Origin of the sequence: Prescottella equi, assembly GCF_020171745.1 — a bacterium.
GTDB classification, from domain to species: Bacteria; Actinomycetota; Actinomycetes; order Mycobacteriales; family Mycobacteriaceae; genus Prescottella; species Prescottella equi_A.
This window is the reverse complement of sequence record NZ_JAIVAH010000011.1, coordinates 139469-162607: the sequence shown is the minus strand read 5'-3', so window position 1 is coordinate 162607 and position 23139 is coordinate 139469. Positions and strand designations below refer to the sequence as shown.

Genomic DNA, 23139 nt, shown 5'->3' with positions numbered 1-23139 from the left:
ACACGAACATGGCACTGCCGAAGCATTCCGGTTGGACCGTCGAGCGCATCGTCCCGCTGCTGGGCGGGTCCGTGGTGGGCACGAGCCTGCTGCTCGGCCGCACGCACTCGCCCAAGTGGCGCGGTCTGACGGCGTTCGCGTCCGCGAACCTGGTTCTCTACGGGATCGTCGGCTGGTGCCCGATGAGCCTGCTGCTGCAGAAGCTGGGTGTGCCGCGCGGCGCGTCCTGTCCCGTCCCGGCGCCGCGCACCGACACCGACGCGGCCTAGGTTCGTTCGTCGTCGCATCTCCCGTCCCGGTCGCGTCGGTGAGATGATGGCCCAGTGGCGCACTCGGACGAACCTGAGGACCGCACGGCATCGGCGCAGCCGGTGGTGCGGCCGGGCACCCTGCTGCTGTCCTCCACCGAACTCTTCGAGCCCACGTTCCGGCGGACCGTCGTGTACATGCTCGAGCACAACGACGCCGGCAGTCTCGGCGTCGTCCTGAATCGGCCGAGCGAGACGGCCGTGCAGGAGGTGCTGCCGCAGTGGGCCCCGCTCGCGGCCAAGCCCGAGGCGCTCTACATCGGCGGCCCGGTCACCCGGGACGCCGCGCTGTGCCTGGCGACGGTTCGCGCCGGTGTCGACGTCAGCGGGGTGCCGGGCCTGCGGCGGATCGACGGGCGCGTCGTGATGGTCGACCTCGACGCCGACCCCGAACCGATCGCCGAGGTGATCGACGGACTGCGTGTCTTCGCCGGCTATGCCGGGTGGACCATCGGCCAGCTCGACGCCGAGATCGAGCACGACGACTGGATCGTGCTGTCTGCCTTGCCGTCCGACGTGATCAGCCCGCCCCGCGTCGACGTGTGGGGTCAGGTGCTGCGCCGCCAGCCGATGCCGCTGGCGCTGCTCGCGACGCACCCCATCGACGTCGACCTCAACTAGCTTCGGCGATCAGTCGTGCAGCGCCCGTCTCACCGCGTCGACCGCGAGCGTGCGCGCGACGAGCGTCCCGCGGCAGTCCCGCAGGCTGTCGAGCATCAGGAAGTCGTGCACCATGCCCTCGATGCGGACCGCGGTGACGTCGACGCCCGCGGCCCGCAGTTTCGCGGCGTACGCCTCGCCCTCGTCGCGCAGGACGTCGGCCTCGTCGGTGATCACCAGCGTCGTCGGCAGCGCCGCGAGCCGCTCCTCCGAGGCGCGCAGGGGTGACGCATACACGTCGCCGCGCTGGTCCGGGTCGGGAATGTACTGATCCCAGAACCACTGCATGCCGTCGCGGGTGAGGTAGTGGCCGTCGGCGAACTGCAGGTACGACGCCGTCTCGAAGTTCGCGTCCGTCACCGGGTACAGCAGCACCTGCGCGCGCAGGTCGACGTCGCCGCGTTCGACGGCCATGAGCGCCAGCACCGTCGCCATGTTGCCGCCCACCGAATCTCCGCACGCCGCGAGGCGGGAGGTGTCGAGTCCGTACTCGCGGCCCTGGCTCGCGACCCACTGCGCCACCGCATAGTTCTGCTCGATCTGGACGGGGTACTTCGCCTCCGGCGCCCGGTCGTACACCGGGAACACGACGGCGACGCCCGCGCCGACGGCGAGTTCGCGCACCAGGCGGTCGTGGGTGTTCTCGTCGCCGAACACCCAACCGGCGCCGTGGATGTAGATCAGGACGGGCGGGTCGCCGGACGCGTCGACCGGGCGCACGATGCGCGTCCGCACCGTCCCGTGCGGTCCGGCGTCGACGTTCACCCACTGTTCCTCGACGAGCGGTTTCTCCACGTCGTCGCCGGCCTGCAGATCGGCGAGGATCTTGCGGCCCTGTTCGGGCGGAACCTCATAGATCCGTGGGTGCGGTGCGGTCGCTTCGGCGAGTTCCTGTGCGGCGGTTTCGAGTACGGGATCGGGCGGATCGGGCAGCGCGGACATCGCGGGCTCCTTCGGGTCGGCGTCCCGAGTTCGATACCCGTTCGGCCGCTCGCGCAAACACCGCGCGGTACTCAGTGCGCGAAGTGCTGCGCCTTCGAGTGGATCGCGACGCCGTCCTGGCTCAGGTAGTCGAGCACCGTGCGGATGTCGTCGAACAGCAGTCGGGCGAGGTCGGCGCTGAAGCCCTCACGGACCACGACGCGGAGCACCGCGACATCGGTCGCGTCGGCGGGCATCGTGTACGCGGGCACCTGCCAGCCGCGGGCGCGCAGTTCGTGCGAGATGTCGAACACCGTGAAGCGGTGCTCGCCGGTGAGTTCGAATGCGAGCACCGGAATGGCCGATCCGTCGCTGATGACGCGGAAGCTGCCCTGCTCGGCGAGTTGGCCGCTCAACCACATCGCGGTGCTGCGCAGCGATTTCATGATGTTGCGATAGCCGGAGCGTCCCAGCCGCAGGAAGTTGTAGTACTGGCCCACGACCTGGTTGCCGGGCCGGGAGAAGTTGAGCGTGAACGTGGGCATGTCGCCGCCGAGGTAGTTCACCCGGAACACCAGTTCCTCGGGCAGGTGCTCGCCGTCGCGCCACACCACGAATCCGATACCCGGGTAGGTCAGGCCGAACTTGTGGCCGCTCACATTGATCGAGACCACCCGCGGAATCCGGAAGTCCCACTCCAGTTCCGGATTGAGGAACGGGATGACGAAACCGCCGCTGGCCGCGTCCACGTGCAGCGGGACGTCGGGCCCGCCACCCGCCGCGACGGCGTCGAGGGCCTCCGCGATCTCCTTCACCGGTTCCAGTTCACCGGTGTAGGTGGTGCCGAAGATTGCGACGACACCGATGGTGTTCTCGTCCACCGCGGCGGTCACCTGCTCGGGGGTGATCACGTACCGCCCGGGTTCCATCGGCAGGTACACCGGTTCCACGTCGAAGTAGCGGCAGAACTTCTCCCACACCACCTGGACGTTGCTGCCCATCACCAGTTTCGGCTTGGACGCGTCGAGGCCGGCCTTCTCCCGCGCCTGTCGCCACCGCCACTTCATCGCCAGCCCACCGAGCATGACGGCCTCGCTCGACCCGATCGTCGAGACGCCGGTGGCCGACGTCGGGTCGTCGTCGACCAGGTCCGGGGCGTTGAACAGGGCGGCAACCATGTTGACGCAGCGCTGCTCGATCGCGGACGTCGCGGGGTATTCGTCCTTGTCGATGAGGTTCTTGTCGAACGTCTCCGCCATGAGAGTGCCGGCTTCGGGGTCCATCCACGTCGTGACGAACGTCGCGAGGTTGAGGCGAGAGCTGCCGTCGAGCATCAGTTCGTCGTGGATGAACCGGTATGCGGCCCGCGGGTCCATGTCGTCCTCGGGTAGCCGCAGCGCCGGAACGGGATTGGTCGCGATGCGGCCCGTGTAGGCGGGCATGATGACGTCACGGGAGTGGTGATGATGGTGGTGGTTGTTGCTCACGCTCGCCTCCGATGGGGACTGCGGCTACCTCGGACACACCTGAACTGACCCCCATTGAACCCCAGGAGCGGCGCGGGTGTGCGCGAACGCGAGTGCGGTCAGGTGGTGACCGGGTCCGGATCCGTCCGCTTCGCGTAGCGCTGGGCGAGTGCCGCGCACACGATCAGCTGGATCTGGTGGAAGATCATCAGCGGCAGCACGATCAGGCCCACGGGCTGGCCGACGAACAGCACCGACGCCATCGGCAGGCCCGTCGCGAGGCTCTTCTTGGAGCCGCAGAAGATGATGACGATCCGGTCGGGCAGCGAGAATCCGAGCTTCCTGCCGGCAAATGCGGTCGCCCCCAGCACGACCGCGAGGATGCCGCAGCACACCGCGACCACCGCGGCGACCTCGAGCACCGTCACGGTGCTCCAGATGTGTTCGTTCATCGACTCGCTGAACGCCGAGAACACGACGAGCAGGATCGATCCGCGGTCGACGAGCTTGGTCGGCTCCGCGTACTTCTTCAGCCAGTCGATGACGAGCGGGCGGATCAGCTGGCCGATCATGAACGGCAGCAGCAACTGCAGGACGATGTTGATCACCGACGAGAAGTCGACCGTCGCCTCGCCGGTGGTGTTCATCAGCAGGATCACCAGCAGCGGCGTGACGAACACGCCCAGCAGGTTCGAGAACGACGCACTCACGATCGCACCCGCGACGTTGCCGCGCGCGATCGACGTGAACGCGATCGACGACTGCACCGTGGACGGCACCAGGCACAGGTACAGGATGCCGGTGTACATCTCGTCGGTGATGACCGTCGGCACCAGGATGCGCAGCGCCAGGCCGATCAGCGGGAACAGCACGAACGTCGACGCGAACACCACCGAGTGCAGCCGCCAGTGCTTGAGTCCCTGCAACGCCTCGGCCGGCGACAGTCGCGCGCCGTAGAGCAGGAACAGGAATCCGATGGCGATCTTGGTGGCCCAGTCGAGGACCGTCTGTCCGCTGCCGGATACGGGGAACAGGCTTCCCAGAATTGCGACGGTCGCGATCGACAATATGAACCCGTCGATGTAGAACCTGCTCAGAAACTTCACCGGTCAACGTTATCCGGCCGGGATTTGATCATGAAAGCCGTTCACCCCGTTAACTGTGATCACGTTTCGTGATAGGCAGGACGCATGTTCGATCCGGTACTCCTCAGGACGTTCCTCGCCGTCGAGCAGACGGGTGGTTTCACCGCTGCTGCCCGGCAGCTCGGTCTGCGGCAGTCGACGGTGAGCGGGCACATCGCGCGGCTCGAGAAGGCCGCCGGACGCCACCTACTCAGCCGCGACACCCACACCGTCGAGCTCACCGCGGACGGGACGGCGATGGTCGGTTTCGCGCGCTCGATCCTCGACGCCCAGGATCGGGCCAGCCGGTACTTCGCGGGCTCGACGCTCACCGGACGGCTGCGGTTCGGGGCGGCGGAGGACCTGGTCGCCAAGGGGCTGCCGCAGATCCTGCGCGACTTCCGGCGCACCCATCCGCTCGTCGACCTGCAGCTCACCGTCGGCCTCAGCCGCACCGTGCACGCGCAGCTGCGGGCCGGCGACCTCGATCTCGCGTTCGTGATGCGACGCCCCGGCGAGCCGCACGGCGACCTGGTGTGGCGGGACCGGCTGGTGTGGGGCGGCACCGCCGAGGCGGAGTGGGATCCGGCCACACCGGTGCCGCTCGTCGCCTATCCCCCGCCGAGCATCACCCGCGCGTGCGCGCTGGGCGCCCTCGAGGCGGCGCGGCTGCCCAGCCGGATCACGTGCCTGGCGAACAGCCGGACCGGGCTGAGGGCGGCCGTCCTGGCCGGGCTCGGGTTCATCGTGCACGCGCAGTCGCTGCTGCCGACCGAACTGCGGCCCGTCGGCGAGAGCCTGGGCCTGCCGGACCCGGGCGACGTCGAGTTCGTGCTCTTGGGGCGCGCGAGCACCCCCAGCGAGCCGGAGGCGGCACTCATGGAGGCGATCCGGGCGTCGGCGTTGTGACGGTCGGAGCGCTGTCGTTCAGGAGCGCGCGAGCCGCCGATCGGCGAGGGTGTTCAGCGCGCCCGCGATCCGCTCCGCCTCGGGAGTGGTGACGGTGAGCCGGTCGCCGCACGCGAACGTGATCACGACGGCCGGCCCGGTCCGGGTCACGACGCCGTAGTTGCCGCGGCCCTTCGCCTTGAGCCCCCAGCCGCCGAAGTCCTGGAACGGGCGGATCTCGTCGACACGCGCACCGAGCACCTCGTCGGTGCCGTACTCGATCGCGGACATGCCCAGGTTCCGGACGCGGATGCTGTCGGCGTCGACGACGAGCCGGAACTGCAGCAGGGTGACGGCGAGCAGCACCACCGGCAGGTAGATGCCCAGCGGCCACCACGCGCCCGCCAGCCAGCACACCAGGGCTGCGGGGGCGGCGAGGACGAGAGCCGTCGCGAGGAGGCCACCGGCGGTCATGCCGACCTCGTCGGCGACGGGCAGTTCGACGGCGCCGCGCGGCAGGCCCGCGGCGGGCGCCTCGGTGGCGGGGGTGCGGACCCGGTAGTCGCGCAGTGTCGACGCCCCCAGCAGTCCCACGACGGTGCCGACGACCAGGCCCGCGACGAGCGGGCCGGCGGGCATCTCGGCGTCGGACGCGTCGGTGACGTCGAGCTGTCCGAGGATCATCGCCACCTCACCGGCGAGGATCGTCCCGGTGATCGCCAGGCCGATCAGCAGCATCATGCGGCGCACCATCAGCTGGGCCTGCGCCAGCGCCGCAATGGCGCTGCAGCCGCCGCCGACGAGCAGCAGGACCCCGGCCATCGACCAGGCGCTGGTCAGCGGTGTCATGAAGCTGCTCGGCGACCCACCCGACCATTGCGTGGCGAGCTGCTCGGGCAGCCGGGGCAGGAGAACGTACGTCAGCACGACGCCGGCCGCTGCGGCCAGTACCGGTACGACGATTCCGAAGACGACACCCGCGGGGTCGACGACGCGCGGGCCGGTTGTGGGTGTGGTCACACCCGGGATTCAACCAGTCAGGCCGGTTCGCACGCGCCCTTGAGGCTGCACGCGCCGCACGACGTGCCGCAGCCGCTGGTGTCGGGCAGCGCTGCGGCCGCCTTGGAACCGAGCGTGCCGCCGGCCGCGGCGGTGAAGAGTGCCGCGACGAGGGCGACGACCACGGCGACGATCGGGAGCACTCCGTCGAGCAGGAGGGCGGCGAGACCACCGATCACCAGGACGCCGGCCGCGGCCAGCAGGGTGGGGCCGGCGACCTTGTTGGCCAGCGCGAACGTCTCGTCGTCGCGCAGCGACTGGGGGGTGCGGACGCCGAACCAACGGTTACGTTCGAGGCGACCGGTCAGTCCGGCGATTCCGATGGCGCCGAGCGCGAGGGCGGCGATGAACAGCACGACAGCGACGATGACCACGCATCCACGATAGAGCCTGGTGGCGCGGGCGTGGGTTCCTGGGTGTTCCTGGCTGTCCGCGGGGTCCGCCGACGCTTTACCCTGGTTGACGGTATTCCCGTCATCCAAGTAGATAGCGACCACAGTGACCGAGCCAGTTCAGCAAGCCTCATCCCCCGACGACTCGACGCCGCAGCACCGCTACACCGCGGAGCTCGCCGGCCGGATCGAGCAGCGCTGGCAGGACCTGTGGAGCGAGCGCGGGACCTTCAACGCCCCCAACCCGGTGGGCCCGCTCGCCGGTGACGTGCCCGCGGACAAGCTGTTCGTGCAGGACATGTTCCCGTACCCGTCGGGCGCAGGCCTGCACGTCGGCCATCCGCTCGGCTACATCGCCACCGACGTCTTCGCGCGGTACCACCGCATGCAGGGCCACAACGTCCTGCACACGCTCGGCTACGACGCCTTCGGCCTGCCGGCCGAGCAGTACGCGGTGCAGACGGGCACGCATCCGCGCACCACGACCGAGGCGAACATCGCGAACATGCAGCGTCAGCTGCGCCGTCTGGGCCTGGGCCACGACGAGCGCCGTTCGATCGCGACCACGGACGTCGACTTCTACCACTGGACGCAGTGGATCTTCCTGCAGATCTACAACGCCTGGTACGACACCGCGCAGGGCAAGGCGCGCCGCATCTCCGAGCTCGAGGCCGAGTTCGCTTCGGGTGAGCGCACTCTCGACGACGGCCGGGACTGGGCGTCGCTGGACGCGGTCGAGCGCAGCAAGGTCCTGGACTCGTACCGCCTTGTCTACCATTCGGATTCGATGGTCAACTGGTGCCCGGGTCTGGGTACCGTGCTGGCCAACGAGGAGGTCACCGCGGACGGCCGCAGCGAGCGCGGCAACTTCCCGGTGTTCCGTAAGCACCTGCAGCAGTGGATGATGCGCATCACCGCGTACTCCGACCGCCTGGTGGACGACCTCGAGTACCTGGACTGGCCCGAGAAGGTCAAGTCCATGCAGCGCAACTGGATCGGCCGCTCGCACGGCGCCCAGGTGAAGTTCGCCGCCCAGTCCGAGCGAAGCGACGGGGGTTCGGCGCAGCATCACGACATCGAGGTGTTCACGACGCGCCCGGACACGCTGTTCGGTGCCACGTACGTGACGCTGGCCCCCGAGCACGAGCTGGTGGACCAGCTGGTGGCCGCGGAGTGGCCCGAGGGCGTCGACCAGCGGTGGACCGGCGGGGCGGCCACGCCGGCCGAGGCCGTCGAGGCGTACCGCGCGTCGATCGCCGCGAAGACCGATCTCGAGCGCCAGGAGAACAAGGAGAAGACCGGCGTCTTCCTCGGCGTCTACGCCGTGAACCCGGTGAACGGGCACAAGCTGCCGGTCTTCATCGCCGACTACGTGCTCACCGGCTACGGCACCGGCGCGATCATGGCCGTGCCCGGCCACGACCAGCGCGACTGGGAGTTCGCGACCACGTTCGGCCTCGACATCGTCGAGGTCATCAAGGGCGGCGACCTGTCCGAGGCGGCGTTCACCGGCGACGGACCGCTGGTCAACAGCGACTACCTGGACGGCCTCGACGTGGCCGAGGCCAAGAAGACCGTCATCGCGCGGCTCGAGGCCGAGGGTGTCGGCACCGGCACCATCCAGTACAAGCTGCGCGACTGGCTGTTCGCGCGTCAGCGCTACTGGGGCGAGCCGTTCCCGATCGTGTACGACGCCGACGGTGTCGCGCACCCGCTTCCGGAATCGGCTCTGCCGGTGGAACTTCCGGAGGTCGAGGACTACGCGCCGGTGTCGTTCGATCCGAACGACGCCAGCTCCGAGCCCTCTCCCCCGCTGGCCAAGGCGTCCGACTGGGTCAACGTCGAGCTGGACCTCGGCGACGGCCTCAAGGACTATCGCCGCGACACCAACGTGATGCCGCAGTGGGCGGGCAGCTCGTGGTACCAGCTGCGCTACATCGACCCCACCAACGAAGAGCAGTTCGTCGCACCCGAGAACGAGGCCTACTGGACCGGTCCGCGCCCGGACATCCACGGCCCCAACGATCCCGGCGGCGTCGACCTGTACGTCGGTGGTGTCGAGCACGCGGTGCTGCACCTGCTGTACTCGCGGTTCTGGCACAAGGTGCTGTTCGACCTGGGCTACGTCAGCTCCAGCGAGCCGTACCGCCGCCTGTACAACCAGGGCTACATCCAGGCGTACGCGTACACCGATGAGCGTGGCGTCTACGTGCCGGCCGCCGAGGTGACCGAGGAGAACGGCAAGTTCTTCTACCAGGGCGCCGAGGTCAAGCGCGAGTACGGAAAGATGGGCAAGAGCCTCAAGAATTCCGTTGCGCCGGACCAGATCTGCGACGAGTTCGGTGCCGACACCCTGCGCGTCTACGAGATGGCGATGGGTCCGCTGGACACCTCCCGCCCCTGGGCGACCAAGGACGTCATCGGTGCGCACCGCTTCCTGCAGCGGGCGTGGCGTGTCGTCGTCGACGAGGAGACCGGTGACCTGCGCGTCACCGACGCGGAGCCGTCCGAGGGCACGCTGCGCGCCCTCAACAAGACGATCGCCGGTGTCGCCGAGGACTATGCGGCGCTGCGCGACAACACCGCGGTGGCGAAGCTGATCGAGTACACCAACCACCTCACCAAGGAGTACCCGGCCGGTGCCCCGCGGTCGGCGGTGGAGCCCCTGGCGCTGATGCTCGGCCCGATCGCCCCGCACCTCGCCGAGGAACTGTGGTCGCGCCTGGGTCACACCGAGTCGCTCGCGCACGGCCCGTTCCCGACCGCCGACGAGAAGTGGCTGGTCGAAGACACCGTCGAGTACCCGATCCAGGTCAACGGCAAGGTCCGCAGCCGCATCAACGTCGCGGCCGACGCGGCCCGCGAGGACATCGAGAAGATCGCCCTCGCGGACGAGAAGATCGTCGCGATGCTGGACGGCAAGGATCCCCGCAAGGTGATCGTCGTCCTCGGCAAGATGGTCAACATCGTCCTCTAGTCCACCCGCGTTTTGCGCACTTATCGCTCCTGAACCCTTCGGGATTCAGCGATAAGTGCGCAAAACGCGAGGGACCGGGGTCAGCACTCGGACGGGGCGGGATCCCCTCGGAGCAGGGCGTCGATCCAGTCGAAGGCGCCGGAGTTGCCGAGGGCCTCGCCGAGCAGGTGCTCGCCGGGCACCTGCCGGTACACGGCGGCGACGCCGTAGCCGCACTGTTCGTCGAACAGGTTGCGGGCGCCCAGGGCGGGGATCCAGAAGTCCTGCCCGCCGTTGTAGATGTACAGCGGGGTGCCGGAGACGAGGTCTGCCATCTTCATCTTGGCGTAGATGTCATGGGCGACAGGTGAATTCAATGCGTCCTTGACGTTCGCGAGCGCCTCGGCGGGGACCCCGAAGAGGCCCGAGACGGCCAGGTTGGTGGAGCACTGGTCCTTGATGGACGAGATGCCGATGCGCTGTCCGAGGCCGTTGATCAGCGGCAGGATCTCGAGGTTCTGCCGGGAGATCCCGAACACCGCGGCGAGGAACAGTCCGCTGGCGAGATTGCCGTTCATGGTGCGTCCGAGCATCTCGAAGTCGGCGGGCACGCCGCCCATCGCGGCGCCGACGATGTCGGGGGCCAGCTCCGGCGCGTAGTCGTCGAGCAGCTTGGCCGCGCCGTGCGTGGCGATCGCCCCGCCGGAGTAGCCCATCATGGCGATCTTGCTGGCGCCGAACTCGGCGGGGAACGCGCTCCGCATACCGCGGATGGTGTCGAGGATCGCGTGCCCGGCGACGTACGGTTCGCCGTACGCCATCGTGGGGCCCTCGTGGTCGGGGATGAGGACGGCGTAGCCGCGTTCCTCGGCCTTCGTCGTGACGGGACGGAGGAACTCGATGAAGTTGGTCGACGGCGTGATCCCGTTGGCCATGGTGTGGGAGGGCGTGCAGGCCCGTCCGAGGCCGTTGATCGGCACGTTGTTGACCAGTACCGGACGCGGCCCGGGGCCGGGCCACACCCCGGCGGGGATGACGAGCGTCGCGGTCGCGAAGGACGGCGCACCCGACGCGTCGGTGGTCTTGACCTTGATCTGCTTCACCTCGCGCACCGGTCCGAGCAGCAGGTTCTTCGCGACCGGCGTGACGTCGCGGACCTCGATGACCTCACCGTTCGCCATGCCGGGCAGTCCGGGCGGATAGAAGTCGAAGAACGCCTCGCCGATCGGCGAGGGCAGCGACTCCTGGTGCAGCGTGTCGAGCGGCGGCGGCGCCAGATCCGGTGGCGACACCGACGATTCCACCGAACCCGGTATCCAGGAACCGAACGCCGACCGGGCCAGCGACGCCGTCCCCCACGACCCCGTGATCGGCGTGGTGCCGTTGGATCCTGTTCCGTCCGAGCCGGTTCCGTCGGTCAGCGATCCGGGGCCGATGAACCCCTGCCCGGCCGCACTGCCGGTCGATCCCACTCCGCCGATGCTGGTGTTCGGAAGGGCACTGCCGCTCGATTGGGCGGCTGCGGTGCCGGCGGACCCACCGCCGACCACGACACTCGCCGCGAGTGCGGTGACCAGTACACGTCCCCAGATTCCCCCACGCTGGTTTGGCATGCGCGGGACGCTAACACCCAGGTCATCCTGCTCGTGTTGCTTCGCCGGATTGTCGGTAGTGTCCGGTGGGCGTCGTACGTGCCCGTGGCGTCGGTCAGTAGTAGACGGCGATCGGTCCGTTCGGTCCGCTCATGCAGGAGACCGGGGTGTCGAAGACCTGGCTGAGCGTTGCGTCGACCAAAATCTCTGCAGGAGTGCCGAACTCGACTACCTGGCCGTCCTTCATCGCGCAGATCCGGTCCGCGTAGTGCGCAGCGAAGTTGATGTCGTGCAGCACGATCACCACGGTGCGGCCGAGCTCGTCCGCGACCTTGCGGAGGTGCTTCATCATCTGCACCGAGTGCTTCATGTCGAGGTTGTTGAGCGGCTCGTCGAGCAGGATGTAGTCGGTTTCCTGGCACAGCACCATCGCCACGTAGGCGCGCTGGCGCTGCCCGCCCGAGAGTTGGTCGAGGTACCGGCCCTCGAGTTCGGTGAGGCCGAAGAAGTCGATCGCCCGAGTGACGGCGTCCTCGTCGACGCGGGTGAGCCGGCCCTTCGTGTGCGGGAAGCGGCCGAAGCCCACGAGTTGACGGACCGTGAGCCGGGTGACGAAGTGGTTCTCCTGGCGCAGGATCGAGACGATCTTGGCCAGTTCCTTCGAGCGGGTGCGGGCCACGTCGTGGCCGCCGATCTCGATGGTGCCCGCATCCGGACCCAGCAGGCGCCCGATCATGGTCAGCAGGGTGGACTTGCCCGCCCCGTTGGGGCCGACGAGCGCGGTGATGCCGCCCGCTGGGATCCGCAGGTCGACCGGACCGATGGTCACCGCGCTGCTGTAGTCCTTGCGGACACCCTTGATCTCGATCACAGTTTGCCCTTCCGCAGGATCACGATGAGGAATGTGGCGCCACCGACGGCCTCGATGATGATCGACACCGCACCCTGGGCGTAGAAGATGTTCTTGAGGACGAAGTACGCGCCGGCGAGGATCACGAATCCGGTCAGCACGGCGACCGGGAAGATGTAACGGTGGTCGTGGGTTCCCGCGAACTGGTAGGCCAGCGTGGCGACGAGGAAGCCGAGGAAGGTCATCGGCCCGATCAGTGCGGTGGACACGGCCATGAGCACGGAGACCAGGAACAGCACGATCATGATCTCGCGACGGTGGTCGAGGCCGAGGTTCGTGGTGACGTCCCGGCCCAGCGCCACCAGGTTGAGCCGTCGGGCCCGCCACCACAGCGCACCGGCGGCCGCGATGCACAGCGGTAGCGCCAATGGCAGGTAGGCCACCTCGGCGTTCGAGATCGACCCGAACAGCTTGGCGGTGAGGACATCGAACTCGCTCGGCGTCAGAAGCCGTTGCATGAACGTCGACACCGATCCGAGTCCACCGCCGAGAACGATGCCCACCAGCAGCATCACCTGCATGTTCCCGTACTTGCCGGACAGCAGCCAGCCGTACAGCAGCATCGCGAAGACGACCATGATGGTCAGCTGCAGCGCGAACTGTGGGACGCCCTGCAGCGCAACCACTCCGGCGGCGCCGAGGAAGAAGACCGAGGCGGTCTGTACCGCGACGTAGAGCGCCTCGAATCCCATGATCGACGGCGTGATGATCCGGTTGTTCGTCGCCGATTGGAAGGCGACGGTCGCGACGGCCTGGCAGACCACCACGATCGCGATGACGACCAGGCTGGTGGCGCGCAGTTCGGCGACCCGCCAGAACCCGGGACTGCCCACCGGCAGCGGGTTGTCCCACGCCAGCACGCCGAAGGCGAACGCCACGGCGAGCAGGGCGAGGACGCCCACGACGATCCAGTAGCGACGACGGTCGCGGGCCGTGGCGAACGCGCCGGTTCCGGTGCCCCGACCTGCGGCCGGTGCGTCGGCGACGGCGGGGCTCGGCTGGATCTCAAGCATTGCGGCGGCTCCGGAGCAGCATGGCGATGAACACGATCGACCCGACGACACCGAGGATCAGCGAGACGGGAATCTCGAACGGCGCGATGATCGTTCGACCCACCAGGTCGCAGACGGTGACGATCGCGATGCCCAGCAGGCACACCCAGGGCAGGTTGCTGCGAAGGTCGTCGCCCCGGATCATCGACACGATGTTCGGCACGATCAGCCCGAGAAAGGGCAGGTTGCCGACGACGACGGTGACGATGCCGGTGGCCACCGCGATCAGGCCCGTGCCGAGCAGGATGATGCGGTTGTAGTCGAGGCCGACGTTGGTGGCGACGTCTTCGCCGAGTCCGGCGACCGTGAACCGGTCGGCGGCGACGAACACCACTACCGCCACGATCGCCACGATCCACAGCACCTCGTACTGGCCGCGGATGACCGAGGTGAAGCTGCCGGCGAACCAGATGCCCATGCTCTGCAGCATGTCGGTGGCCAGCGCGAGGTAGGTGGTGATCGCGCCGACTACGGCACCGAGCATGATGCCGACGATCGGCACGATCAACGAGGACGTCAGCTGGACGCGGCGCAGGAACAGGAAGAAGATCATGGTGCCGACGAAGGCCGCGACGACGGCGCCGATCATCCGCGGCATGAGACCGGCGTTCGGTGCGATGATCATCATGATCATGAGGCCGAGACCTGCCCACTCGGTGGTGCCGGTGGTGGTGGGTTCGACGAAGCGGTTCTGCGTCAGCAACTGCATGACCAGGCCGGACATCGCCATCGCGGCGCCCGCGAGCACCAGCGCGACCGTGCGCGGAATGCGGGTGATGTTGAACATCTCCCAGCCGGCGTCGCCGTCGAAGATGTCGAACACGCCGGTGAAGAGGGACAGCGTCAGCAGCGCGGCGACGCCGAGGAAGCCGAGCAGCAGCTTCCAGTCGAACAGGCGACCCTTGTCGCGGACCTGGATGGTCGGTGCACTCATCGGAGGAACTTCCGTACGGCGATCGAGCCGGCTACCCCGTGGTCGGCTCGGGGCCGTCACCGCGGGGTAGCCGGGGGCTCAGCTGTTGCTGTTCTTCTCGAGCAGGTCGGCCAGCGCGTTGAAGAACGCGGTGTACGTCTGGATGCTCTCGTTGGTGTAGGTGTCGGCGGGCATGTAGATGACGTTGCCCTTCTTGACCGCCTCCACGTTCTGCAGGGCGGCGGAGCCCTCGATCACCTTGGAGGCAGGCATGAAGCCGTCCTTCTTGGCGTCGGAGGTGGCGGCGTCACGATCCATCACGATGACCAGGCCCGGGTTGGACTGCGCGATCGCCTCGACCGAGATGTCGTCGCCCTGATGGTTGTCGGAACCCTGCGGGACCGCGAGCGCCGGCTTGAAGCCGAAGATGTCGAACATCGGGCCGATCGTGCGCCCGGTGTGCGGGGCGACGTAGCCGATGTTGCCGCCGGAGACGATCACGCCCATCACGGAGGTGTCGGTTCCGTAGGCCGCCTTCACTCGGGCGATGGACGCGTCGAACTCGTCGTTGAGTTGCTTTGCCTCCGGCTGCTTTTCGAAGATCTCGCCGAGGACGGTCGTGCCGCGCTTGAGTTCGGAATCCAGCGGCTGGTCCTTACGGGGCGTGACGTCGACGATCGCCGCGTTCGGGGCGAGCTTTTGGAAGTCCTCACGGAACTGCGCGAAGCGGTTGCCGTTGACGATCAGATCCGGATCGGCGGCGACGACGGCCTCCAGGTTCGGTTCGCGGTGTGTGCCGAGGTCGACGATGCTCGGGTCCTGCTTGTAGGAGATCGTGTCGGGCATCAAGGCAACCGCGCCGGCCTTCAACGGAACTCCCCAATCGGAGAGTGTCTGGAATGTGGTGTTGTCGGTGGCGACGACCGACGACGGAGGCACGGTGACGGTCTGCTCGCCGAAGTTGTCCTCGACCGCGACCGTGCTGGTCTCGCCCGCGGCGGCCTCGTCGGAGGTGGTGCTCGAGCAGGCGGTCAGGGCGAGGGCGGCCAGTGCGATGGCAGCTGCGCTGCGGTACAGCCGGGGCGCTTTCATCTACGTGATTCCTTGGTTCGTGCTGATGGGACGTGCCACGCCGTACCTCCCGGGCCGCGACAGTGGTGAGCCTAACCTAATGTTCGTAAAAGGGATGATTCGGGCTGTTCGGTCACGACGGCGAAGTGGGCGCTACGTCGGCAGCGGTGCGGGTGTCCGGTGGGCGGGATCGAACGATGTATCCGCAGTGTGAGCCGGGTTACGCTCCGCCCGAATTCGTTCCACGAGCAAAGGTTCAGCGAGCATGGCATCCGCAGAAGACATCAAGAACACCGTCGCCTCCTACATGAAGGCACTCGAGAGCAAGAGCGCCGATCAGGTTGCCGCGCTGTTCGCGGAGGGTGCCACGGTCGAGGATCCGGTCGGCACCGAGCCCAAGCGCGGCGTCGAGGAGATCCGCGCCTTCTTCAAGGCCATCGAGGCGATGGACCAGACGGCCGAGCTGCTGACGGTCCGCGTCGCCGGTAACAGCGCCGCCTTCCACTTCCGCACGGTCTCCAAGGTCGGCGACACCACCTACATCATGGAGCCGATCGACGTCATGACGTTCGACGACGACGCCAAGATCACCAGCACCCGCGCGTACTGGGCGCAGGAGGACATGACGATCGCCTGACGAGTCGTCGCCACTTCGCTGTCGGTGGGGTGTGGTCCGGTGTCGCGACGACACCGGAACCGCACCCCACTGTCGTTTTTGACGACCCACGGTTGTCTATACAAGACTGGACAGGCAATGGTGGGGGATGTCAGCGGAGGAACTGTGAACGACGGACCGTACTCGCTCGGCGCGCCCGCGCTCCGGACCACCCGCGCCGACCGGGAATCGGTGCGGTGGCGCAATGGTCAGGGCACTACGCAGGTTGTCGCCGAGACCGATCTTTGGCGGGTGAGTATCGCGGACGAGCCGACGTCGTCGACGTTCTCGGTGATCGAGGGCTACGACCGACTCTTCATGCCGATCGGTGCGGTCCCGATCGAGCTGACCGGGGCGACCGACGCCGTGCGCCACGTCGTCGCGCCACTGCAGACGATCGAGTTCCCCGGTGAGTGGGCGCCGGAGTGCCGGGTGGAAGCGCCCACCCGGGCGTTGAACGTCATGGTCCGGCGCGGCATGGCCACCGCGACGATGCTGATCGGGCGACCGCCTCGGGCCGCCGATCCCACCGCGCTGGTCGTCCTCGTCGATCCGGCGTCGGAAGAGGCGTTGCTGCTCCCGCCCGGGTGCCCCGATGCCTTCGAGATGACGGACCCGTGCGCGATCGTCACCATCACGACACTCGAAAACCCCTGACGGGCAGCCTTATCTCGGCATCGGACGCAGCACGATCTCGGTGGGGTGCGCGTCCCGCGGCGTCTCGACGGCGTTCCGGACCGCACCCGCCACGGTTTCCGGGGTGAGGAACTGGCCGGCGTCGTACTCGCCCCCCTCGGACGCGACGATGGCGCGCTGCATATCGGTATCGATGCGCCCCGGATGGATCGACGTGACCCGCAGCGCCGGTTCCTCGAGTCGCAGCGCGTCGCCGAACGCGCGCAGCGCGAATTTGCTTGCGGCGTAGGCGCCCCAGTTCGCGTTGGCGCGCAGCCCGGCACCCGAGTTGATCAGCACCACATGCCCGTTGGCGGCCCGCAGGGCGGGCAGCAGCAGCCGTGTCAGTTCCGCGACGGCGACGACGTTGGCCTCGAACGTCCGCCGCCACATGTCGGCCGACGTCTCCTCGATAGTCCCCAACTCGGCGACGCCGGCGTTGTGCACGAGCACATCGAGCCGGTCGATGTCGGCGACGGCGTCCGCGACGGCCGCGTGATCGGTGAGGTCCACCGGCCACGGCGCCGCCCCCAGCTCACCCACGATCTGTTCGAGCGAATCGGCGCTGCGACCGCCGAGGATCAGCTGGTGGGTGGGGGCGAGTGCGCGGGCGATCGCGGCGCCGAGACCGCGACTGCCGCCGGTGATCAGGGCCGTCGGATGCTGGGAGACCATGCCCTCGAGATTAGACCGATGATCACCCGGCCGGTGTCGTGAGCGTCGGCGCCACGGGCGCCCGGGCGGGCAGGCCGGGGCCTCCGGGCAGCGGCGGGCCGGGGTTGTCGAACGGGTTGTCGTTGAACGGCCCCGGGGCGCCCGGTCCGTTCCCGTTGGTCGGCAGCGTTGTCTCGTGTTCCGGGATGTAGCCGAACGAATTCGTCTGCTGCAGACCGGTTTGGTCGGTGGTCGACGTCTGTTCCTGCGGGTAGCTGTGATTGGCCGCCTCGGACGGTCGGTCGCAACCCGCCAGCCCGAGGGTGAGGACCGCGAGCGCGGCGACGGCGCCGACCGCGATCCGCCGCGGAAGTGGTGAGTGCTTCGTCTGGATCATGGATCGCCTCCGGTCATCCGGTGGGTGTGGTGAGCGTGACCTGCGGTGCGGGACCGGTCGGGGCCACCGCAGGATCTCTGCCGAGTTCGAACGGGTCGCCGTCGATTCCGCCGCCCTCGGGTTCGATCGGCTCGGTCTCGAGTGTCGTCTCGTGCTCGGGGATGTAGCCGAACGAGTTGGTCTGTTCGAGACCGCTCGGATTCTCCGGCGTGTCGGTGCCTTCTTCTTCCGTGGTGAGCGTCGCGGGATTCGACTCGACCTGGTCGTCGCCCCCGGCGACGGCGACCCCGAGCAGTCCCGACGCGACGGCCGTGGCGGCCGCCGCCGCGACCATCCAGCCGCGGTGCTCGATCGTCTGCTGACTCATGGCTCTGCCTTTCGTGCATGTCATCGGCAGCCCTTTCTCCAGCATTCCACTGGATGGCGACACCTGCAGATGTAGGTTGTGCACAATATTGTCGTGGTCTACATTTATGAATGTGACCGACGATCTCGCACTCGACCGGCAGGTGTGCTTCGCGTTGTACTCGGCGTCCCGCGCCACCACCGCCGCCTACCGAACGCTGCTCGCCGACCTGGGCATCACCTACCCGCAGTACCTCGTGATGCTGGTGCTGTGGGAGCGAGACGGCCGGGGTGTCCAGGAGATTTGTCACGCGCTCCAACTCGACACCGGAACCTTGTCGCCGCTGCTCAAGCGCCTCGAGTCCGCCGGACTCATCGAGCGACAGCGGTTGGGTGGCGACGAGCGGCGCGTCACCGTCGTGCTCACCGATGCCGGAGCGGAGATGCGTGATCGCGCGTCCGACATCCCGGCCCGCCTCGCGCGGGCGACCGGCCTCGGTGGACCGGATCTCGAACGACTGCGCGACGTCCTCCTGGCCGTGGGCCGCAATCTGCACGCCACCGAGTTCGACCTTCCCCCGATCCCCCTGCCCGACAACCGAGAAGAGGCACCGTGAACATCGTCTACACCGCAGAGGCACTGGCCACCGGCGAGGGCCGAAACGGCCGCGCCCGGACGTCCGACGGACGTCTCGATCTGGAACTCGCCATCCCCACGGAGATGGGCGGCAGCGGCCAGGGCACCAACCCGGAGCAGTTGTTCGCCGCCGGATACGCCGCGTGCTTCCACTCCGCGCTCCAGTTGGTCGCGCGGCAGGCCGGGGCGGACACCACCGATTCCGCTGTCGGTGCGCGGGTCGGCATCGGCCCCAACGGTTCCGGCGGATTCGGACTGGCCGTGACGCTGGAGGTCTCGCTGCCGCACCTCGAGCGTGGCGAAGCCCTCACTCTCACCGAGAAGGCGCACGAGGTGTGCCCCTACTCCAACGCGACACGCGGCAACATCGAGGTCACCCTGACGGTGGCAGACGACGAATAGTCGTGCCGTGCGCCGGCCCCGGAGGCACCATGGAGGCATGGAGAATCCGGGGCCGGTCGAGGCGTTGCGGGAGGTCGCGTTCCGGCTCGAGCGCGACCGTGCCGACACGTATCGGGTGCGCGCGTACCGGCGGGCCGCGGATGTCGTCGCCGGGCTCACCGACGAGCAGCGCCGGGACCGCCAGCGCACCGGCGGCTGGACGGCACTGCCGGGCGTCGGCGCGAAGACCGCCACGATCGTGGAGCAGGCAATGGCCGGCAACGTGCCCGCCTACCTGCAGGAACTCCGGGACGCGGAGCAGCCGATCGGGTACGGCGGCGATCTGCAGCCGGCACTGCGTGGCGACCTGCACGTCCACTCGGACTGGTCTGACGGCGGCAGCCCGATCGACGAGATGATGCGCACCGCGGCACGGCTGGGGCACGAGTACTGCGCGCTCACCGACCACTCGCCGCGCCTGACCGTCGCGAACGGTCTGTCCGCGGAGCGGTTGCGCCGCCAGCTGACGGTGGTGCGGGACCTCAATCGGGAACTCGCGCCGTTCCGGATCCTCACCGGCATCGAGGTCGACATCCTCGACGACGGCGCGCTCGACCAGGAACCGGAACTGCTGGACGAACTGGACGTCGTGGTGGCGAGTGTCCACTCGCACCTGCGGGCCGACCGGAACGAGATGACCCGACGCATGCTCGGTGCCGTCCGGAATCCGCGCGTGAACGTGCTGGGCCACTGCACCGGCCGGCTCGTCGAGGGCAGGCGCGGTACACGGCCGGAGTCGAAGTTCGACGCCGAGAAGGTGTTCGAGGCGTGCCGCGACCACGACGTCGCGGTGGAGATCAACAGCCGGCCCGAACGACGGGATCCGCCGAGCCGGCTCCTCGACCTGGCCGTCGACATCGGCTGCCTGTTCGCGATCGACACCGACGCGCACGCTCCCGGGCAGCTGGCGTGGCAGGGGCTGGGCTGCGAGCGCGCGATCCGCTGCGGCGTCGAGGCCGAGCGGGTCGTCAATACGTGGCCGGCCGACGAATTGCTCACCTGGACGCGCGCGTTCGCCGGGTGAGTCGCAGAATGGGACGATGATCGACCCGGGATTCACGCCGACCCAGCTCGCGGCGCGAGCCGCGTACCTGCTGCGCGGCAACGACCTGGGAACGATGACGACGGCGGCGCCGCGCCTGTACCCGCACATGTGGAGTTGGGATGCGGCGTTCGTGTCCGTGGGACTGGCGCCGCTGAGCGTCGAGCGCGCCGTCACCGAACTCGACACGCTGCTGTCGGCGCAGTGGAGCAACGGCATGATCCCGCACATCGTGTTCGCGAACGGGGTCGACGGCTACTTCCCCGGTCCCGCGCGCTGGCAGTGCCGGGAACTGGCCGGGTACGCGCCCATCGGCGTCGACACGTCCGGCATCACGCAGCCGCCCGTGCACGCGATTGCGGTGCAGCGAATCCTCGACCACGCCCGTAGGCACGGCCGCAGCACCCGGGCGGTCGCGGAGGAGTTCCTGGACCGCCGGTGGCCCGACCTGATGCGCTGGCACCGGTGGCTCGCCCGGGCGCGGGACCGCGACGGGAACGGGCGCATCACGCTCTTCCACGGGTGGGAGTCCGGAATGGACAATTCGCCCCGCTGGGATACGCCGTACGCCAACGTGATTCCGGGTCCCGTCCCGTCGTATCGGCGGGAGGACGTCACCGTCGTCACCGACGCCTCGCAGCGTCCCAGCAACGGCGAGTACGACCGGTACCTGTGGCTGCTCGAGGAGATGAAGAGCGTCCGCTACGACGACGAGGCACTCCCCGAGAAGATGAGCTTCGCGGTCGAGGACGTGTTCGTCAGCGCCATCTTCGCCCTCGCGTGCGACGTGCTCGCCACCATCGGCGAGGAGCATTCCCGCCCCAACTCCGATGTCCGCGAACTGCACTACTGGGCCGACCACTTCCGCAAGGGCGTCGTGGCGACCACCGATGCCAGGTCCGGCGCGGCCCGCGATCTCGATCTCCGGACCGGACGGTGGATCGCCACCGACACCATCGCGATGTTCGCTCCCCTGCTGTGCGGCGGCCTGGACCGGCACGCCGAGCGGGCCCTGCTGCACACATTCGAGGGACCACGCTTCTGCACGCACCCGGATCTGCGGTACGCGGTGCCGCCGTCCACGTCACCGGTGGCCCGCGACTTCAAGCCCCGCGAATACTGGCGCGGCCCGGTGTGGCCCGTCATGACGTGGCTGTTCTCGTGGGCGTTCGCGCGCCGCGGCTGGGCCGAGCGGTCGCTGATGCTGCGCGCGGAGGGACTGCGACAGGCCGCCGACGGCAGCTTCGCCGAGTACTACGAGCCGTTCACCGGCGAGCCCCTCGGCAGCATGCAGCAGTCGTGGACCGCGGCCGCGGTGCTGGACTGGCTCGGGTAGTGAACCGTGTGAAACGGCGCTGTGAACTGTCTGTGAGAACCCGCCACCCTGCGCGAAACAGGCGCGCGCGGTGAGGAAGTCGTCTAGTCTCGGGCAATGCCGAGGAACCGCCGTCGCTCCCTTTCGCGTGTCGCCGTACTTGCCATGGCCGGGGCGGTGACCTTGGCGGCCCCCGCCGTCGCGGTGGCGGCCCCGCAGGGCGTCGACGTGGCGTCCTGGCAGCACCCGAACGGTGCGCCCATCAACTGGGGGGCGGTGCGCGGGGCCGGCTACGAATTCGGCTTGGTCAAGGCCACCGAGGGCCTCTTCTACACCAACCCGTACTTCGCGCAGGACTCGATCGCGATGCGGATCGCCGGCGTCGCCCGCGGTGCCTACCACTACGCGGACCCGTCGGCCTCCCCCGAAGCGCAGGCCGCCTTCTTCGCGGCGAACGCGCTGGCCGTCAACCAGATCGGCGGTCTGCCGCCCGTCCTGGACCTCGAGAGCACCGGCGGGCTCGCCGCACCGCAGCTCATCGACTGGACGCACCGCTACCTCAACTCGGTGCAGGCGCTCACCGGCCGCCAGCCGATCATCTACACGTACCCCAACTTCTGGCGTACCGCGATGGCCAACACCACCGAGTTCTCCAACTACCCGCTGTGGATCGCGGACTACAACGGCGGCAACTACCCCGGCGCGCTGCCGGGCGGTTGGAAGAACTGGGCCTTCTGGCAGTACACCGACAGCGGCCGGATCCCGGGCGTGAACGCCAACATCGACCTCAACGTCTACAGCGGGGCGATGGGTGACCTCAACATGTACGCGCGCAACTTCTTCGGAAGCTGACCTACGTACGGATCCCGGATCTCTAGCGAGACTTCATGCGCTCGATGATGTCCCGGGTGGTTTCGAGGACGTGCACCTCGGCAGCCTCGGCCGCACCGTCCGAGTCGCCGGCCTCGATTGCCGCCGCGATTTCCTGATGCCGGGCCAGCCGTTCCTCCAACGACACGGCGATGGAGGAGACGCCGCCGACCGTGTTGACCATGAAGTCCGCCAGATCCCAGTGTCGCGAGCATGTTTCGTTGATGATCGGTGAAGCGGCCATGTCGTGTACGACGCCGTGGAAACGTCCGTTCATGCTCTTGTAGGCCTCTGCGGCCGAGATCTGCTCGTCGTCGGCGAGGATCACAAGGCCGTTCAAGCGTTCGATCTGAGCGGCGGTCCGGCGCTGGGCCGCCATGCCGGCCACCAGTCCTTCGATTCCGCCGAACAGTCGGAAGAAGTCTTCGACGTCCTCAGGCGTGTACACCTTGACGCGGCAACCCACCTGCGGAAGGACCTCGACCAAGCCGTCGTTGTCGAGCATGCGCATCGCATCGAGTACCGGGTGTCGACTGGTTCCGAACTCTTCCCGGATCTCGTTGATGTTGAGCTTGCTGCCGCACTCGTAGACGCCGTCGAGCAGGCGTTCCTTGAGGTAGCCGTAGATCTGCGGACCGAACCGCGAGGGTCGATCAGCGCCCGGGGCAGCCGTGGCGCCGCCACGAGTCACGTTCATGAAGTTCCAGTCTCCAGTGCCCAATGAGCCGGTCCGAAAGCTGACGCCGGTGAGGCTATCAGGCGCTCGCGGGACCGAAGCCGACGTATGCCGGTGCTT

General features: G+C 68.3%; 25 protein-coding genes. 11 read left to right on the top strand and 14 right to left on the bottom strand.

The window, feature by feature from the left end:
- The first annotated feature begins 8 nt into the window (after positions 1 to 8).
- Both LCL87_RS08520 and LCL87_RS08515 read left to right on the top strand, forming a co-directional pair.
- Positions 9 to 269: a YgaP family membrane protein gene (locus LCL87_RS08520; RefSeq protein WP_225018622.1), complete on the top strand. Its 261-nt coding sequence runs from the start codon at positions 9 to 11 to the stop codon at positions 267 to 269.
- Between the two features lie 54 nt (positions 270 to 323).
- Positions 324 to 929 carry a YqgE/AlgH family protein gene (locus LCL87_RS08515; protein WP_225018620.1) on the top strand — a complete coding sequence of 202 codons (606 nt, stop codon included), beginning with the start codon at positions 324 to 326 and terminating at the stop codon, positions 927 to 929.
- Between the two features lie 9 nt (positions 930 to 938).
- Here the strand turns inward: LCL87_RS08515 and LCL87_RS08510 are convergent, their stop codons facing one another.
- From LCL87_RS08510 to LCL87_RS08500, 3 genes are all read right to left on the bottom strand, one after another.
- Positions 939 to 1910: an alpha/beta hydrolase gene (locus LCL87_RS08510; RefSeq protein ID WP_225018619.1), complete on the bottom strand. Its 972-nt coding sequence runs from the start codon at positions 1908 to 1910 to the stop codon at positions 939 to 941.
- Positions 1911 to 1981: 71 nt separating this feature from the next.
- Positions 1982 to 3331, bottom strand: coding sequence for a glutamate decarboxylase (gene gad, locus LCL87_RS08505; protein WP_225018704.1), 1350 nt, complete (start codon positions 3329 to 3331; stop codon positions 1982 to 1984).
- Positions 3332 to 3474: 143 nt separating this feature from the next.
- A complete protein-coding gene (locus tag LCL87_RS08500; RefSeq protein WP_225018618.1) occupies positions 3475 to 4461 on the bottom strand; it encodes a bile acid:sodium symporter family protein in 987 nt (328 codons plus the stop codon).
- Between the two features lie 84 nt (positions 4462 to 4545).
- Here LCL87_RS08500 and LCL87_RS08495 point away from each other — a divergent pair, with 84 nt between their 5' ends.
- The gene (locus LCL87_RS08495) at positions 4546 to 5388 is read left to right on the top strand and encodes a LysR substrate-binding domain-containing protein (RefSeq protein WP_225018617.1); all 843 of its coding nucleotides are present in this window, start codon (positions 4546 to 4548) and stop codon (positions 5386 to 5388) included.
- A gap of 18 nt (positions 5389 to 5406) precedes the next feature.
- On the opposite strand, the gene LCL87_RS08490 is transcribed toward LCL87_RS08495, so the two are convergent.
- Together LCL87_RS08490 and LCL87_RS08485 are read right to left on the bottom strand one after the other, a co-directional pair.
- Positions 5407 to 6387 carry a DUF1648 domain-containing protein gene (locus LCL87_RS08490; RefSeq protein ID WP_225018616.1) on the bottom strand — a complete coding sequence of 327 codons (981 nt, stop codon included), beginning with the start codon at positions 6385 to 6387 and terminating at the stop codon, positions 5407 to 5409.
- 17 nt (positions 6388 to 6404) lie between these two features.
- A complete protein-coding gene (locus LCL87_RS08485; RefSeq protein WP_225018615.1) occupies positions 6405 to 6800 on the bottom strand; it encodes an SdpI family protein in 396 nt (131 codons plus the stop codon).
- Between the two features lie 124 nt (positions 6801 to 6924).
- On the opposite strand from LCL87_RS08485, the gene leuS reads away from it, so the two are divergent.
- Positions 6925 to 9795 carry a leucine--tRNA ligase gene (gene leuS, locus LCL87_RS08480; protein WP_225018614.1) on the top strand — a complete coding sequence of 957 codons (2871 nt, stop codon included), beginning with the start codon at positions 6925 to 6927 and terminating at the stop codon, positions 9793 to 9795.
- A gap of 80 nt (positions 9796 to 9875) precedes the next feature.
- Here leuS and LCL87_RS08475 read toward each other — a convergent pair whose 3' ends face one another.
- The 5 genes from LCL87_RS08475 to LCL87_RS08455 form a co-directional block, all read right to left on the bottom strand.
- A complete protein-coding gene (locus tag LCL87_RS08475; RefSeq protein WP_225018613.1) occupies positions 9876 to 11387 on the bottom strand; it encodes a lipase family protein in 1512 nt (503 codons plus the stop codon).
- Positions 11388 to 11481: 94 nt separating this feature from the next.
- On the bottom strand, positions 11482 to 12237 hold the full coding sequence (locus tag LCL87_RS08470) for an ATP-binding cassette domain-containing protein (RefSeq protein WP_225018611.1): 756 nt from the start codon (positions 12235 to 12237) through the stop codon (positions 11482 to 11484).
- The gene (locus tag LCL87_RS08465; RefSeq protein ID WP_225018609.1) at positions 12234 to 13289 is read right to left on the bottom strand and encodes an iron chelate uptake ABC transporter family permease subunit; all 1056 of its coding nucleotides are present in this window, start codon (positions 13287 to 13289) and stop codon (positions 12234 to 12236) included. Before LCL87_RS08465 ends, LCL87_RS08470 begins: the two co-directional genes overlap by 4 nt.
- Positions 13282 to 14262, bottom strand: a complete 981-nt coding sequence (locus LCL87_RS08460; protein WP_225018607.1) for an iron chelate uptake ABC transporter family permease subunit — start codon at positions 14260 to 14262, stop codon at positions 13282 to 13284. Before LCL87_RS08460 ends, LCL87_RS08465 begins: the two co-directional genes overlap by 8 nt.
- 78 nt (positions 14263 to 14340) lie before the next feature.
- Positions 14341 to 15333: an ABC transporter substrate-binding protein gene (locus LCL87_RS08455; RefSeq protein WP_225018605.1), complete on the bottom strand. Its 993-nt coding sequence runs from the start codon at positions 15331 to 15333 to the stop codon at positions 14341 to 14343.
- Positions 15334 to 15577: 244 nt separating this feature from the next.
- Between LCL87_RS08455 and LCL87_RS08450 the strand changes: the two genes are divergently transcribed.
- Both LCL87_RS08450 and LCL87_RS08445 read left to right on the top strand, forming a co-directional pair.
- Positions 15578 to 15949 carry a nuclear transport factor 2 family protein gene (locus LCL87_RS08450; protein ID WP_225018603.1) on the top strand — a complete coding sequence of 124 codons (372 nt, stop codon included), beginning with the start codon at positions 15578 to 15580 and terminating at the stop codon, positions 15947 to 15949.
- A gap of 144 nt (positions 15950 to 16093) precedes the next feature.
- A complete protein-coding gene (locus LCL87_RS08445; RefSeq protein WP_225018601.1) occupies positions 16094 to 16624 on the top strand; it encodes a HutD family protein in 531 nt (176 codons plus the stop codon).
- Between the two features lie 9 nt (positions 16625 to 16633).
- Here LCL87_RS08445 and LCL87_RS08440 read toward each other — a convergent pair whose 3' ends face one another.
- Genes LCL87_RS08440 through LCL87_RS08430 form a run of 3 tightly spaced genes read right to left on the bottom strand, consistent with a single transcriptional unit; the run spans position 16634 to position 18060 of the window.
- Positions 16634 to 17317, bottom strand: coding sequence for an SDR family oxidoreductase (locus tag LCL87_RS08440; RefSeq protein WP_225018600.1), 684 nt, complete (start codon positions 17315 to 17317; stop codon positions 16634 to 16636).
- A gap of 22 nt (positions 17318 to 17339) precedes the next feature.
- Positions 17340 to 17693 carry a hypothetical protein gene (locus tag LCL87_RS08435; protein ID WP_225018599.1) on the bottom strand — a complete coding sequence of 118 codons (354 nt, stop codon included), beginning with the start codon at positions 17691 to 17693 and terminating at the stop codon, positions 17340 to 17342.
- 13 nt (positions 17694 to 17706) lie between these two features.
- Positions 17707 to 18060: a hypothetical protein gene (locus LCL87_RS08430; protein ID WP_225018597.1), complete on the bottom strand. Its 354-nt coding sequence runs from the start codon at positions 18058 to 18060 to the stop codon at positions 17707 to 17709.
- Between the two features lie 112 nt (positions 18061 to 18172).
- Between LCL87_RS08430 and LCL87_RS08425 the strand changes: the two genes are divergently transcribed.
- From LCL87_RS08425 to LCL87_RS08405, 5 genes are all read left to right on the top strand, one after another.
- Positions 18173 to 18655, top strand: a complete 483-nt coding sequence (locus tag LCL87_RS08425) for a MarR family winged helix-turn-helix transcriptional regulator (RefSeq protein ID WP_225018595.1) — start codon at positions 18173 to 18175, stop codon at positions 18653 to 18655.
- Positions 18652 to 19077 carry an organic hydroperoxide resistance protein gene (locus LCL87_RS08420; protein ID WP_225018593.1) on the top strand — a complete coding sequence of 142 codons (426 nt, stop codon included), beginning with the start codon at positions 18652 to 18654 and terminating at the stop codon, positions 19075 to 19077. The genes LCL87_RS08425 and LCL87_RS08420 overlap by 4 nt, the downstream gene beginning before the upstream one ends.
- A gap of 37 nt (positions 19078 to 19114) precedes the next feature.
- Positions 19115 to 20140 carry a PHP domain-containing protein gene (locus LCL87_RS08415; RefSeq protein ID WP_225018591.1) on the top strand — a complete coding sequence of 342 codons (1026 nt, stop codon included), beginning with the start codon at positions 19115 to 19117 and terminating at the stop codon, positions 20138 to 20140.
- A 16-nt stretch (positions 20141 to 20156) separates the two neighbouring features.
- Positions 20157 to 21494, top strand: a complete 1338-nt coding sequence (gene ggh, locus LCL87_RS08410; protein WP_225018590.1) for a glucosylglycerate hydrolase — start codon at positions 20157 to 20159, stop codon at positions 21492 to 21494.
- A gap of 144 nt (positions 21495 to 21638) precedes the next feature.
- Positions 21639 to 22325 (top strand): glycoside hydrolase family 25 protein, encoded by a 687-nt coding sequence (locus LCL87_RS08405; protein ID WP_225018589.1) that lies wholly within the window; start codon positions 21639 to 21641, stop codon positions 22323 to 22325.
- Between the two features lie 22 nt (positions 22326 to 22347).
- Here LCL87_RS08405 and LCL87_RS08400 read toward each other — a convergent pair whose 3' ends face one another.
- Complete coding sequence (locus LCL87_RS08400) at positions 22348 to 23040, bottom strand: GntR family transcriptional regulator (RefSeq protein ID WP_225018587.1); 693 nt, start codon at positions 23038 to 23040, stop codon at positions 22348 to 22350.
- Between the last annotated feature and the right edge of the window lie 99 nt (positions 23041 to 23139).